This window comes from Protofrankia sp. CiP1_Cm_nod1 (assembly GCF_920888515.1).
Taxonomy (GTDB): Bacteria; Actinomycetota; Actinomycetes; order Frankiales; family Frankiaceae; genus Protofrankia.
Genome location: NZ_CAKKTM010000346.1, coordinates 1,601 through 15,007 on the forward strand (window position 1 = coordinate 1,601; position 13,407 = coordinate 15,007).

Consider the following 13,407-nt stretch of genomic DNA (forward strand, 5'->3'; position numbering starts at 1 on the left):
GGCCGGCCCCGGCCGGTACCGACAGCGCGGACGGCGCCGGCTCGCCGTCCGCGGCTCCCGGGCCCGACGAGCCGCTGGACACCCCGACCAGGCTGCGGCCGCGCGGTGCCCCGCCGCTGTCCGGCGACAGGGATTCCGCTCGTCGACGGCGCCGGAACGTGTGGACGGCCGCCGCGGCCGCCGCCGCGACCATTCTCGTGATCTCTGGAATACTGACTGTCACACTCCGGGGGAAATCCGGCCCGGCCGAGGTGCGGGCGGACAACCTCCCCATCCCGTCGGGCGCCGCGCCGTCGGCACCCGACGGGACCGCTCCCCCCGGCCACCAGGCACTGATCACCGTCACGACCATCCCAACGCGGGCCGGCTTCGGCCCCGAACCCGCGGCCGGGCCCGTGGCCGGACCCGCGGCCGGGCCTGCGGCCGGGCCCGCGGATGCGGTACCGGCGAACCCACCACCCCGGACAGGCAGTGGCCCGGCTCCCCCGCCCGCCCCGTCCCACGTTCCTTCCTCTGCCCAGCCCTCGCCGCAGCCGGTTCCCGTCCATGGCTGCTCGCCGCGCGGCGAGGCGATCACCGACTACGCCGGACGGGCCTTCTCGACCCGCTACTACTGCAGCACCTACGTGGCTTCGGCCGTCTACGCCAACGTCCGTTCCGATCAGGCGCCGGAGACTCTCGATGACAGCGGGTACATGGCCGCGGCCGCGAGCGTGTGGGCGCTGTGCCAGTACCAGGGCCGTCCGAACCCGGTCGTCCAGGGCAACACCAACACCTGGTGGCTGTACACCCAGGGTGACAACGGGCGTGCCAACACCCATGGATACACCGCCGCCTGGGGGTATCTGCCGGCGACCGCGGTGTCCCAGGGCGGGCAGAACGAGCCCGTCCCCGGCGTACCGCTCTGCCCGTCGTACTTCTGACATCCGGCGGTCATCCGGCGATGACCTGATCCGGCCTCCGCCGTCCGCGGCCCGGCCGCCGCGACGGCTGACCTCCCGAGTCGAGGTCGGGCCCCTGCTCGGCTGGGTATGACGGTTGACGTACGTGGTGCGACAGCCACTCCTCAAGGAGGTAGTCACATGCCGTTGCCCAGATGGATCGCCGAGACCAACCGCCGGGCCACCAACCGGGTCGCCGGCCCTGCCGCGACCCGGCTGCCCGGTTTCGGCGTCATCGTGCACAGGGGACGCCAGTCGGGCCGCGAGTACCGGACCCCGGTCAACGTGTTCGGCTCCGACGGCGGCTACGTCGTCGCGCTGACCTACGGCAGCGACTCGGACTGGGTGCGCAACGTGCTGGCCGCCGGAGGCTGCGTGCTGGAGCACCGTAACCACCGGGAGGAACTCGGCTCGCCACACATCGTCCACGACGACAGCCGCAGCCAGGTGCCCGCCCCGCTGCGGCCCGTGCTCGGCGCCATCGGCGTCTCGGACTTCCTGACCCTGCGCCCCCAGCCCGCGCCGCCGCAGCCCTCCGCCGAGGAGGACCTGACGGTCTGAATCCGGCAGCCGGGAGACCACATCCGGAACATAGATCAAACTGTACACTTTGGCCATGACCCTGCCTGCCCGCACCACCGATCTCCATGCGACGGACGTCGAGATCGGGCTCGCCGAAGCGCGTTCCCGCCTCGGCGAGCTGGTCAACCGCGTCCACGAGGGCAACATCGTCTACCTCACCCGTAACGGCACCCCGACCGCCGCGATCCTGTCGGTCGACGAGCTTCGCCGTCTCGTCGAGGCAGAGGAAGAGCTGGCGGATCTCCGGGCAGTCATCGCCGCCGACCGCAAGTAGTACGAGATGTACCTGAAGGAACGGGCGAGGGAGCGATGATGAGCGGCTACAGCAAGTGGGATCGAGAGGCTTATGTCGAGCGTGTCGGCGGTCCTGACGAGGCCGAACGGCGACGCAGGACGCTGATGGCCCGCGTGGACGGCTACCAGCTGGCCGAGATCCGCAGGCAACGCGGCCTCACCCAGAGCGACATCGCTGAGATCATGGGCGTGACCAAAGGGCGCGTCAGCCAGATCGAACGCGGAGAAGCGTTCACCGTCGATGTCGTGAGCCGCTGTGTCGAGGCCCTCGGTGGCGAACTGAGGCTGCTGGCCGACTTCGGCGACCACACCTACAAGGTCAGCAGCGAACAGCTCAGAGCAAGCTGATCAGCTGCCGGCATTCCGCCCTTACCAGGCAGGTGGGAAGAAACACGGACGGAACCGCCGGGGTTTGCCGTTACCCGGCCGCGGCAGGACGGTCCGGCGAGATACGGCGGCCGAGTCGCGGAGCAGGACAGTCACCGTTGGGAACGGTTCAGCAGCCAGCGGCTACGCGACCATGGTTTTGCGCCTGGGGCCGACGAGTAGACGGCTACCCGCAGTCACAGATTCGCCGCCTGCAGTGCGGCGAGGAGGTGCGGACCGGTTTCGGTGATCGTTCCAGCGCCGAGGGTCAGCAGCAGGACGCCGGCCGGGGCGCTCCGTCGGCCCGTCGAGAGGTCGGTGGCGAGCCGGTCGGTCAGCTCGTCCCAGGGCACGTAGTACGTGGCCTGGGGTACGGAGATCTTTTTGACCAGGTCGCCGGCGTGCAGGCCGAGGGTGTCGTGCTCGCGGGCGGCGTAGATGTCGGTGACGTACACCCGGTCGGCGTCGGCGAACGCGTCGGCGAAGTCGTCCAGCAGGGCCGCCAGCCGGCTGAAGGTGTGCGGCTGCATGGCCACCCACACCTCGCGTGTACCGGCCCGCTGGCGGGCGGCGGCCAGCGTGGCGCGGATCTCGGTCGGATGATGGGCGTAGTCGTCGATCACCTCCAGCGGGCCCCGGCGGTCCGTCGCCGGGGCCGTGCCGACCAGCGTGAACCGACGGTCGGCACCGGTGAAGGCCGCCAGCGTCGCCAGCGCGCTCGCCACCTCGACGCCCAGCTCGGTGGCGGCCGCGAGCGCCGCCAGCGCGTTGCGGACGGTGTGGGCGCCGGGCAGCGCGAGCGTGAGCGTCCCGACGTCGTCACCGTCGTGGCGCACGGTCGCCCGCTGGCCCCCGTCGGGAGTGACGCGCAGGTCCACCGCCTGCCATGCCCGGCCCGGTTGCAGCCCGTAGTCGACGATCCTCACCCGTCCCTCCCCGGCCGCGCGCCCCTGGCCTGCTGCGCCTTCCAGGCCGGCGGCGGGGATGAGGCTGGCGCCGGCCGGCGGATGCGGCCGGTACCCGTCACCGCCGACGGGGATGGCGCCGGTGCCGGGGCGGGCGGCGGCCGGCAGCGCCGCGAGCACCGCCTGTACGCCGGGGTCGTCCCCGCACACCACGAGCGTCCCGCCGGGACGGACCCGGGCCGCGAACGCGGTGAAGGCGCGCCGCACGGACGCCTCGTCGGGGAAGAGGTCGGGATGCTCCCACTCGACGTTGGTGATGACGGCGAGCGCCGGGTCGAGGCCGGCGAACGCGCCGCCGTACTCGTCGGCCTCCAGGACGAACACCCGCCCGGCACCGACCAGCGCGTTGCCGCCGAGCTGCGCCACCTCGGCGCCGATCACCGCGGTCGGGTCCACCCCCGCGGCGCGCAGCACCAGAGCGAGCATCGCCGACGTGGTGCTCTTGCCGTGCGAGCCCGCCACCGCGACAAGATCGTAGCCGGCGGTCAGCTCGGGCAGCCACTGGCTGCGCCGGCGGACCGGCAGGCCGCGCCGGTGGGCGGCCAGCAGCTCAGGATGATCGTCGGGAAACGCGCTGGACGCGACCACGACGTCCACCCCGTCGAGCTCCGCGTCCAGCGCGGCCGGGTCGGTGACGGCGCCCACCCGTATCCGGGCGCCGGCGGCACGCAGCGCGTCCAGGCGAGGGGCGTCCTGCGCGTCGCTGCCGCTGACCGTCCCGCCGCGGGCGAGATGGACGTGGGCGAGCGCGGACAGGCCCGATCCCGCGATCCCCAGGAAGTGGACGTGCTGAGAGCTCTCACCGGTCACGACAGGCAGTGAACACCACGCCGCGACCGGGCCGCCACGCGGCCGGCCCCGCTGACCAGGCCAAGCTGACCAGGCCGGATAGTCGGGTGGCCAGGTCGACCGATCAGGCGGCCAGGCCGAACGGCCGGGCCGGGCGGGATGGTCGGGGCCGGCGGGCATGGGGGCACGCGTGGACCCGCCGTCGCACCTGTACAAGCGGCGTCAGAGGCCAGCAGCGTCAGGGGCCAGCGGCGTCAGAAGTCAGCGGCGTCAGAAGTCAGCAGCGTCAGAAGTCAGCAGCGTCAGAAGTCAGCGGGCGTGAGAGGCCCGTTCGGCCAGCACGCGCAGCAGCTCGCCGCCGAGAAGCGTCACGTCGCCGGCACCTACCGTCAGCACCAGGTCACCCGGACGGGTGAACGCCGCGACCCGGTCCGCCACGGCCGACCAGGACGGCTCGTAGACGGCCCGGCCGGCCGGCAGCGGCACCCGCGCGGCGACGGTCGCGCCGCTGACCCCGGGGATCTGCTGCTCCCCCGCGCCGAAGACGTCCATGACCACAACCGCGTCGGCGAGGCCGAGAGCGGCGCCGAACTCGGCGGCGAAGGCCGCCGTCCGGCTGTAGAGATGCGGCTGGAAGGCCACCACCACGCTGCCGCCGTCGGCGACGTCACGCGCGGTCCGCAGCACGGAGACGACCTTGGTCGGGTGGTTGGCGTAGTCGTCGATCACCCGGACGCCGCCCGCGCTGCCCTTGCTCTCGAAACGGCGGCGGGCCCCGGCGAACCCGGCCAGCCCCTCCAGCAGGCCGGCGGCGGGCAGACCGAGCTCCAGCCCGGCGGCGAGCGCCCCGGCGGCGTTGCGCAGGTTGTGCCGGCCGGGCACCCGCAGGCTCAGCTCGCCCAGGCGCCGGCCGCGGACGACGACCTCGCAGGTCGAGCCGGCGGCGGAGACCATCGGCAGCTCCACCCGGACGTGGGCGTCCACCGACTCGCCGTAGGTGGTGACCCGCGGGACCTTCCCGCCGTCGCGCTCCCGCTCCCGCAGGGCCGCGACCAGCCGGGCGGCACCCGGGTCGTCCGCGCAGGCCACCACGAAGCCGTTCGGGTCGACCCCGTCGACGAACCGGGCGAAGGCGGCCTCGACGTCCTCGGGCCGCTGATAGTAGTCGAGATGGTCGGCCTCGACGTTGGTGACGACCGCGCCGGAGGGGGCCAGCAGCAGGAAGCCGCCGTCGCTCTCGTCCGCCTCGGCGACGAAGATCTCGCCGGTGCCGGCGTGCGCGTTGGAGCCGGCCTCGTTGATGTCGCTGCCGATGACGAACGACGGGTCGGCACCGCAGGCCTGCAGCGCGACGGTGACCATCAGGGTGGTCGTCGTCTTCCCGTGGGTGCCGGCGACGGCCAGCCCGCGCGTCCCGCGCATCAGCGCCGCGAGCGCGGCGGACCGGGAGACGACGCGCAGGCCGCGCCGGCGGGCCGCCTCGACCTCGGGGTTCCCGTCCGGGATCGCCTGGGAAACGATCAGGGTACGGGCATCGCCGACATGATCTGGATTATGACCGACGGTTACCACGGCGCCGAGTGCCCGCAGCGCGGCCAGCCGGCGGGTGTCCCTGGCGTCGCTGCCGGACACCGCCGCGCCGCGCCGCATCAGCAGCCGCGCCAGCCCGCTCATGCCGGCGCCGCCGATCCCGACAAGATGGACGCGGTCGAACTCGTCCGGTAGGGCCGGAGCTGTCACAGTGACATCTTGCCCCATCCGCCGTCCGAGACCAGACCTTTGCGGGCCGCGCGTGGCGCGGCGAGCCCTTCCACAGGCCGCGCGGACACGGCGGGTGTCTGCGGGTGTCTGCGGGTGTCTAACGGGCCGCGTGGCGCGCCGGCTGCCGCCGGCGGGACGCCGCGGCCTCCCGGATCATCGCGACGATCGCGTCCGCGGCGTCGGGATGCCCGGACCCGGCGCAGGCGGCCGACATCTTCGCCAGCCGCTCGGCGGAGGTCAGCACGGGCAGCAGCTCCGCGCGGACCCACTGCGCGGACAGGTCGGCGTCGTCCACTATGAGACCGCCGCCGGCCTCCACCGTCGGCAGGGCGTTACGCCGCTGCTCACCGTTGCCGTGCGGGAGCGGGACGTAGCCGGCGGGCAGGCCCACCGCGGCCAGCTCCGCGCAGGTCATCGCGCCGGAGCGGCACAGCGCCATGTCCGCGGCCGCGTAGGCCGACGCCATGTGCTCCAGGTACGGCCGGACGACGTAGGGCGCGGGCAGCTTCGCCGGCAGCGCCGCGAGCACCGTGTCGGCGTTCTTCGGCCCGGCCGCGTGCAGGACCTGCACCCCGCCTGCCGTGATCTCCCTGGCTACCGAGCTGATCACGTCGTTGAGCCGGCGGGCCCCTTGGGAGCCGCCGAAGACCAGCAGCGTCGGCCGGTCCGGGTCGAGGCCGTAGCCGGCCCGCGCGGCCCGGACCGCCGCCGGGGAACGGTCCAGGCGCAGGATCTCCGGGCGCAGCGGGATACCGGTCAGCCGCCCGCCGCGCAGCGGCGTGTTCGGGTAGGACACCGCGACATAAGGGGTGAACCGGGCCCCGATCCGGTTGGCCACCCCCGGCAGCGGGTTCGCCTCGTGCACGACGATCGGGATGCCCGCCCGGCGCGCGGCCAGGTAGGCGGGGACGGACACGTACCCGCCGAAGCCCACGACCACGTCCGCACGCACCCGGGCGAGCGCCGCCGACGCCTGGCTGACCGCCCCGGCCAGCCGCCCGGGCACGGTGAGCAGGGACGGCGTGGGCTTGCGCGGCAGCGGCACCTTCGGCACCGTCGCGAGCTCGTAGCCACGGGCCGGCACCAGCCGGGCCTCCAGCCCGGACTCCGTGCCCAGCAGGGTCAGGCGCAGCCGCGGGTCAGCGGCGCGCAGGGCGTCCGCGACGGCCAGCGCCGGTTCGACATGACCCGCCGTGCCACCGCCGGCGAGCACCACACTCCTCAGCATCGTCCACGACGATGGCACATCCTGGCCGCGGGCCGCTCCCCGGGTACCGTCAGCGGCACTGCCCGTCCCGGTGGCGCCACGGGGAGCACCACCGGGAAGCGGCGGGAAAGGGCATGTCAACGCCGTATTTCAACTTTGTCTACCTGCCTGGTCGGGCATGGACGCCGCGTCCGCGACGATGGTGCACTGCAACTAAATGTCCCCCGTAACCGGATGCCCGCCGTGCCCGCGGCCGCGCGCCGGCCGCCCCGACCGGAAGGGAACCCATGACGAGCGTGAGCGCACCGGCCCCGCACCAGGCCGAGGTGGCGGAGGCAGCCACGGAGACGGGGACGGGGGCAGGGGCGGGTACGGGGACGGCCGAGGCGCCCGGGATACCGGCGCAGACCACCGTGCCGCGGGGCCTGCTGATCGGGGTCCAGCTGCCCTCGCCGTGGGGCGCCCCCATCCGGCAGGCCCTCGACGGCCTGCTCGTCGGCGAGCCCGACATCGAGATCGTCGATGTTTCCGCGGCGGAGGGCCCGGAGCGCCGGCCGCGGGTCCTGCTGACCGGGCCGGGCCTGCGCGTCGAGCGGCCGCCGGCCTGGTTCGGCGACGTCGAGTGGGTGCACACCGTCTCCGCCGGGGTCGACAGCTACCCGTCCTGGCTGCTGTCGGCACCCGTGGTGACCTGCTCCCGCGGCCTGCACGCCACCCAGATCAGCGAGTGGGTGGTGACCGCGCTGCTCACCGGGGCCAGGCAGAACTCCTGGGTCACCGCGCCGGTCACCGCCTTCCCCCGGCCGACGCCGGGCGCACTGCTCGCCGGTTCGACGCTGGGGATCGTCGGGTTCGGGGAGATCGGGCAGGCGGTGGCCCGCCGCGCACTCGCGCTCGAGGTCGACGTGGTGGCGCTGCGGCGGCGGGACCGGCCGAGCCCCGTGGACGGCGTCCGGCTGCTGCCCGATCTCGCCGGTCTGCTGGCGGTGAGCGACGCCGTCCTGCTCAGCGCCGCCGCCACCCCCGACACCCACCACCTCATCGACGAGACCGCGTTGCGCCAGGTGAGGCCCGGCGTGCACCTGCTGAACATCGCCCGGGGCACCCTCATCGACCAGGAGGCGCTGCGGCCCGCCCTCGACGACGGCCGGGTCCGCCTGGCCAGCCTCGACGTGACCGACCCGGAGCCCCTGCCGGCCGACCACTGGCTGTTCACCCACCCCCAGGTCCGGATCAGCCCGCACATCTCGGGCTGGGCCCCCAGCCTGGAACAGGCCATCGCCCGGCGGTTCCACGAGAACCTGCTGCGCTACCGCTCCGGCCAGCCCCTGATCGGCCTCGTCGACCCCACCGCGGGCTACTGAGGGGCTGCTGAAGGACCCTGGCGGGTTGCTGAGGGCTACCGACGGGCTACCGACGGATGCTCAGCGGGCCGTCCGGGCTCCGGTGCGGGCCGAGGATCCGGCGCGGCACTGCTTCGGGTTCGTCGTGTCGCGTTTCTCCGCCAGCGCCGATCCCGAGCGGGTCCGGCGGCAGGCATGAACGCGCGACAGCCGTCCCCGAGCAGCCCGCGGGAGCTGGATTGATCCGGCCAGTCATCGCGGCCTGGAAAGCCTGGAAATGCTGTGACCCAAGGCTGCGACCCACGGCTGCGACCCACGGAAACGCTTGAACGTAACTGTCCGTTACACCCTCTCCCGGGGCAGGCCCCGCCGGTGATGCCCACCCTGCCGCGGGCCGTGTCCGGGGTGTCGCCGGCTGCCCATATCGGTCATGGGATGCTGGCGATCCGCCAGGGATTCTCCTTTGTGTGCCGGATGATCCCGGTAGGAGATCGTCGATTGGGGGGCGCATGGGCGGCGATGAGCGTGACGACGACTGGGCTTACGACGTGGCTGTTGCGCTACGCGGTCCGGAGCTGACGGGGGACGCGCGGCGGGATGCCGGGCAGGGCGGGGAGTCCTGGCTGGAAGAGACGGCCGGCCGGGCCGGGCAGCATCGCCGTGACCGGCGGGCCGCGGTTGTGCAGCGTGGCGAGCAGGCCGTGCGCGCCGCGGTGCGGGCGTTGAGCAGCCAGATCGGTGTGGTGGCCGGGGATGTGGCCCGTGGCCTGGACGGCCAGGGGCTGGTGGAGGCGGCGCCGGGCCAGCTTGGGGTCGACGCGGTCGAGGTGTCTTTCGGGGTGACGTTGACGGCCGGTTCGGGCCAGGCGATCGAGGCGGTGCTGAGTCTCGAGGGTGAGGCGGCGGTGCAGGTGACGGTGTCACTGACGCGGCGCTCCGGCGACTCCGCCGCCGGCGCTTCCGCCACCGCCTAGCGAGGCGGGCACCGTGCTACCGGGTGTGGGCCGGCTGCTGGTCGACGGGGAGCCCGTCGGGGACGAGAGCGAGGTGTTCCGCACCGGCTTCGTGATCGACAGCAGTCATGTGCTGACCGCCGCGCACTGCGTGCGTGGTGTGGACGAGGCCGACGCCTCGTTGTGGCTGCGGCTGCTCCACGAGCGGGAGCCCGGTGATGACGGCCCCGACACCGGCGGCGGGGGCTACCTGCTGGTACCGCTGCGGGTGGCCGAGCTTGACGAGAGCGGGCTGGACGCGGCCGTGCTGGTGGTGGATCCGCGGCGGGAGCCCCGGCCGGCGGTGGGGGCGGAGCGGCTGGCTGCCTGCCTCGAGCGGGTGGCGGTGCCGTTGGGCATCGAGGTGTCCGCGCGGGAGGGGGTGCGGGCTGAGGGGTTCCCGGCCAGCACGGGGAATCCTCACGGCCGGGCTTTCTCCGGTGAGATCAGTGACGTGCGGGCCCGGCTGGCCGGGGCCTGGTCGCTGGAGCTGTTCTTCGATCAGGCGGCGGCGGTGTCCGCGGAGGGCCCGGGCGGGCTCAGCGGCGGCCCCGTCCTGCGGAAGGCCGGGCCGGACGCGGCCGCCGAGGAGGTTGCCGTTGGTGTGGTCCATGGCTTTCCCCGAGGGGAAGAGCGGTGGCAGGCCCAAGGCGGGACGGTCTATGCCAGCCGGGTTGCCGACCTGGCCGGACGGTTCACAGCGGTGGCGGACGCGGTGGCCCGCCGCGCGCAGCGGGCCCTGGCAGCGGGGGGAGATCCGCCGCGGTCCGGTCCGGCCCGGTCGCTGGTGGAGCTGTTGCGGGCCGACGCCGCGATCACCGGCTTCCGGGGCCGGGAGAAAGAACGCGATCAGCTTCATGCGTGGTGTGGGTCGCCCGCACAGCGGTCGGCATGGCTGATCGTCGGCCCGGCCGGTCAGGGCAAGACCCGGCTGGCCCGGTGGCTGCTGGCCGATCGTGCCGGTGCGGGCGGGTGGCTGGCCGCGCTGTTCCGGGGCCCGGGTGATCTCGACCGGCTCGGTACGGCGTTGACGGTGGCCGCGCACCTGGAGCACAGCGTGCTCGTGGTGGTGGACTACGCCGCCGAACACGGGGCGGCCAGTCTGCATCCGCTGGTCGAAAAGCTGGCCGCCACCCGGGCGTGGTGGCGGCTGCTGCTGCTGGCCCGCGCCACCGGTGACTGGTGGACGCAGCCCTCGACCGGTGTCCGCAGCATGCTGGAGGAGGCCGGGACGGAGGTGCGTGACCCGGAGCTGGCCCTCACCGCGCTGGAACCGACTGTCGAAGGACGGGAACGCGCCTTCCGCGCCGTGGTGGCGGCGCTGCGGGAGCCGGTGCGGCTCTTCGCCGAGAACCATGATCTGCCGTTCGTCGCGGACCCTCCCGTTCCATCCCTGAACCGGGAGGAGTTCGGCTCGGCCCTGATGCTGCACATCGCCGCGGCCTGTGCGCTGCTGCCCATCTCCCGGCCGGGCGAGGACCGTCGAGGGTCGTCACCGGCGGTGATACGCGGTGCGGACCTTCTCGGCCGGATCCTCGACATCGAACGCGACCACCACTGGCTCTATCAGAAGATCGGGACGCAGACGCTCTACCGGCCGACAGAGGAGGCGTTCGGCAGCCTCGCCCATGGGCTCGCCGGGCCTGGCAACGTCGAAACCGCGGTCGCCGCCGCGACGCTGGCCGGGGCGGCGAACCTGAAGGAAGCCGTCCCCCTGGTGCGCGCCGCCCTCGGCCTCCCCGAGGACGGCCCCCGGGCCAGGCAGATCGCCCGCTGGCTGCACGACCTGTACCCGAGCGCCGAGGACAGCGACGGCTGGCTGCCGCCGCTGCAGCCCGATCTGCTCGGCGAGGAACTCGTCGCCCGGGTCATCCGCCGTGCGGTGGACGACGACTGCGACCCGCTGACCACAACGCTGCCGTACCGGCTCCTCCAACAGCCGGTGGGGAGCCCGCCCACGGATGATCAGGTACGGCGGATGCTCACCGTCGTGAGCCGCGCCGCTCAACGCCACGCCCTCCTGGCCCGCCTTCTCGACGGCGGCCCCAGCTCCGGCGGGCTGTCGGAGAGCCCTGTCCTTGCCCGTGTCCCATCCCAGGTTGACCTCACCCCGGTCGAGGCGGCTTTACCCCACGCCACCACGTCGCTGCTCGCCTTCGCCGTGCAGCTCACCACGCATGTCCTTGACCGTCACATCGCCACCGTCCGCCCTGAACACCCGGCCGAGCCGATCACCTACGAGGATGCGGCTGAACTCGCCCGGCTCCAGAACAATCTGGCGATCCGGCTGTCGGAGGTAGGGCGGCGGGCAGAAGCACTCGCACCCGCCACAGAAGCCACCAATATCCGCCGGCGGCTGGCGGAAAACGCCCCCGACGCCTACCTCCCCAACCTCGCCACGTCGCTGGCCGTAATGGCGTCGGTTCTTCGTGGGGTGAGGGGAGAAGACGCGGTCGCGGCAGCCGTTGAAGCGGTGGAAATCTTGGGTATTCTGACCGATCGGCTTCCCGAGGCCTTCGGTTCTCGTTTCGTATCTGGCTGCCATCTTCTGGCCGATCTCCTCGACGGCCTGGGCCGCCCAGAGGAAGCCGCGGAGATCCGTGGGCGGCTAGCCGCGGACATGTGATGGCAGCCGAGGCGCTCCCTTTCGTGGCCGGGGTTCCGATCGAGGACGACTGGGGGGCGTGTTTCGCGATCGGTGATGGGCTCGGGCTCACCGCTCGGCATATATTCGCTCGCCGTTCGGAGCGACCTGACAATGTCAGATGCGTCCGAGATGCGCGCCTGGCTCGATCGAAACACCGCTCCGCTGGATATTGCGCTGGCGGCTTTCATCCAGGTCGACAGCATTGTTCGGCGGGAGTCTGTACCGAGCTGACCGGCTCAGCGAGGTGTTGTGCCTGCCGGGCTGACGTCAGAAAGCGAGAGCTTCGAGGGCCCCGGAGCGGTTCACCGGGCCGAGAAGCGCGACACGACGAACCCGGACCAGGCATCAGATCCCTGACCCGCGCCGAAGCCCCGGCGACCCGCGGAACACTCCCCGAGGGCCCGCCCCGACCGGCCGTTCCGGCCGACGGGCGCGTGACCGTGGCCCTGCCCGTGCGTCCCGGCCCGGCCCGGCCCGGCCGCATTCTCGCCGGCTGTCGGCACCGCGCACTGCCCGGGCGTCCCACCTGCCCGGCCGGTCGGAGCGCGCGAGCGTGACCCCGTCCGCGCGCGGCGACGAGATCACCCTGGTCGAGCAGGACGCGGGCAATCACGTCACGCCCCTGCAGCCCGCCCGCGGTCACCATGACCTGGCCAGGGCCGACCGGCCGCCGGCGCTGGCAGGGGCCGCTCCGAACCCGCCGGGAAGGACGGCGGGCGGGGGATGCCCAGGATCTCGAACGCCTCGGCGAAGATCGGCCCCATCCGCCAGCTCTCGTTGCGGTGGACGTGGCGCCACCGGCCCCAGCCGGAGTCGCGGCGGTACTGGCCGGGCCAGTCGGTCGCGGCGACCTCGGCCGCGGAGACCTCGGCCGGGCTGTCACAGTCCGGGTCGACGAACAGGGCGTCCACCGGGCAGTAGATCTCGCACATGAAGCAGGTCTGGCAGTCCTCCTGACGCGCGATCGCCGGCACCTCGCCGGGGACGGCGTCGAAGACGTTGGTCGGGCAGACCCGGACACAGATGTTGCACCTGGTGCACCGGTCGGCGAGCAGAATCTCGATCACAAGGCGATCCCTTCGGGGATGGCAGCGGGATCGGTTGCTCCGGATCCGCGCTCCGGTGTGGTCCAGACCCGGTCCAGCCCGCCCACGAGAATCCGGTGGGCGAACCTGTCGTCGGTCGCAGGGGCGTCCTCACGCTGATGCATGCCCCGGCTCTCCTCGCGGGCGAGCGCCGCGGTGTAGGACCACCGGGCCGAGGCCACCAGCGCGGCGGCCTCCCGGGCCCGCACGGCGTCCACGCCGGTCGCCCGCAGGTGCCCGCTCACCTCGTCCCAGGCGGCGTCCAGCTCGGACAGGGACGCGCGCAGCCGGTCGGCGTGGCGGAACAGGTTCCTGTCGTAGGGGTGCGTCTCGGCCCGGACGGCGGCGACCACCGCCCGGGTGTCCACCGGCCGGGCCGAGCGCCCGGGCCGCAGCCCCGCGCGGCCGGCCGCCGTGACCGGCCCGCCCACGCCA

At 73.4% G+C, this 13,407-nt stretch carries 11 protein-coding genes and 2 pseudogenes; 8 read left to right on the plus strand and 5 right to left on the minus strand.

What is annotated here, in order from left to right:
• From NBX02_RS15480 to NBX02_RS15495, 4 genes and pseudogenes are all read left to right on the plus strand, one after another.
• Positions 1-923 (plus strand): annotated as a pseudogene (locus NBX02_RS15480) (hypothetical protein); the annotation flags it as partial.
• A gap of 159 nt (positions 924-1,082) precedes the next feature.
• Positions 1,083-1,502 carry a nitroreductase family deazaflavin-dependent oxidoreductase gene (locus NBX02_RS15485; RefSeq protein ID WP_250285332.1) on the plus strand — a complete coding sequence of 140 codons (420 nt, stop codon included), beginning with the start codon at positions 1,083-1,085 and terminating at the stop codon, positions 1,500-1,502.
• Between the two features lie 55 nt (positions 1,503-1,557).
• The gene (locus NBX02_RS15490; RefSeq protein WP_250285331.1) at positions 1,558-1,797 is read left to right on the plus strand and encodes a type II toxin-antitoxin system Phd/YefM family antitoxin; all 240 of its coding nucleotides are present in this window, start codon (positions 1,558-1,560) and stop codon (positions 1,795-1,797) included.
• A gap of 38 nt (positions 1,798-1,835) precedes the next feature.
• Positions 1,836-2,165 carry a helix-turn-helix domain-containing protein gene (locus tag NBX02_RS15495; RefSeq protein WP_250291930.1) on the plus strand — a complete coding sequence of 110 codons (330 nt, stop codon included), beginning with the start codon at positions 1,836-1,838 and terminating at the stop codon, positions 2,163-2,165.
• A gap of 215 nt (positions 2,166-2,380) precedes the next feature.
• On the opposite strand, the gene NBX02_RS15500 is transcribed toward NBX02_RS15495, so the two are convergent.
• From NBX02_RS15500 to murG, 3 genes are all read right to left on the minus strand, one after another.
• Entirely contained in the window at positions 2,381-3,958 is a 1,578-nt protein-coding gene (locus NBX02_RS15500; RefSeq protein ID WP_250291932.1) for a Mur ligase domain-containing protein, read from the minus strand.
• Between the two features lie 288 nt (positions 3,959-4,246).
• Positions 4,247-5,695: a UDP-N-acetylmuramate--L-alanine ligase gene (murC, locus tag NBX02_RS15505; RefSeq protein WP_250285327.1), complete on the minus strand. Its 1,449-nt coding sequence runs from the start codon at positions 5,693-5,695 to the stop codon at positions 4,247-4,249.
• A gap of 100 nt (positions 5,696-5,795) precedes the next feature.
• The gene (gene murG / locus NBX02_RS15510; RefSeq protein WP_250285326.1) at positions 5,796-6,926 is read right to left on the minus strand and encodes an undecaprenyldiphospho-muramoylpentapeptide beta-N-acetylglucosaminyltransferase; all 1,131 of its coding nucleotides are present in this window, start codon (positions 6,924-6,926) and stop codon (positions 5,796-5,798) included.
• Positions 6,927-7,192: 266 nt separating this feature from the next.
• Between murG and NBX02_RS15515 the strand changes: the two genes are divergently transcribed.
• The 4 genes from NBX02_RS15515 to NBX02_RS15530 all read left to right on the plus strand — a co-directional run bounded on the left by NBX02_RS15515 (position 7,193) and on the right by NBX02_RS15530 (position 11,866).
• Positions 7,193-8,269, plus strand: a complete 1,077-nt coding sequence (locus NBX02_RS15515; RefSeq protein ID WP_250285325.1) for a D-isomer specific 2-hydroxyacid dehydrogenase family protein — start codon at positions 7,193-7,195, stop codon at positions 8,267-8,269.
• A gap of 25 nt (positions 8,270-8,294) precedes the next feature.
• The gene (locus NBX02_RS15520) at positions 8,295-8,447 is read left to right on the plus strand and encodes a hypothetical protein (RefSeq protein WP_250291934.1); all 153 of its coding nucleotides are present in this window, start codon (positions 8,295-8,297) and stop codon (positions 8,445-8,447) included.
• 310 nt (positions 8,448-8,757) lie between these two features.
• A complete protein-coding gene (locus NBX02_RS15525) occupies positions 8,758-9,222 on the plus strand; it encodes a hypothetical protein (RefSeq protein WP_250285323.1) in 465 nt (154 codons plus the stop codon).
• 13 nt (positions 9,223-9,235) lie between these two features.
• Positions 9,236-11,866 (plus strand): S1 family peptidase, encoded by a 2,631-nt coding sequence (locus NBX02_RS15530; RefSeq protein WP_250291936.1) that lies wholly within the window; start codon positions 9,236-9,238, stop codon positions 11,864-11,866.
• Positions 11,867-12,501: 635 nt separating this feature from the next.
• Here NBX02_RS15530 and NBX02_RS15535 read toward each other — a convergent pair.
• Together NBX02_RS15535 and NBX02_RS15540 are read right to left on the minus strand one after the other, a co-directional pair.
• Positions 12,502-12,954 (minus strand): 4Fe-4S binding protein, encoded by a 453-nt coding sequence (locus NBX02_RS15535; RefSeq protein ID WP_250285321.1) that lies wholly within the window; start codon positions 12,952-12,954, stop codon positions 12,502-12,504.
• A pseudogene (locus NBX02_RS15540) lies at positions 12,951-13,407 on the minus strand (oxidoreductase); the annotation flags it as partial. The gene NBX02_RS15535 and the pseudogene NBX02_RS15540, both read right to left, overlap by 4 nt.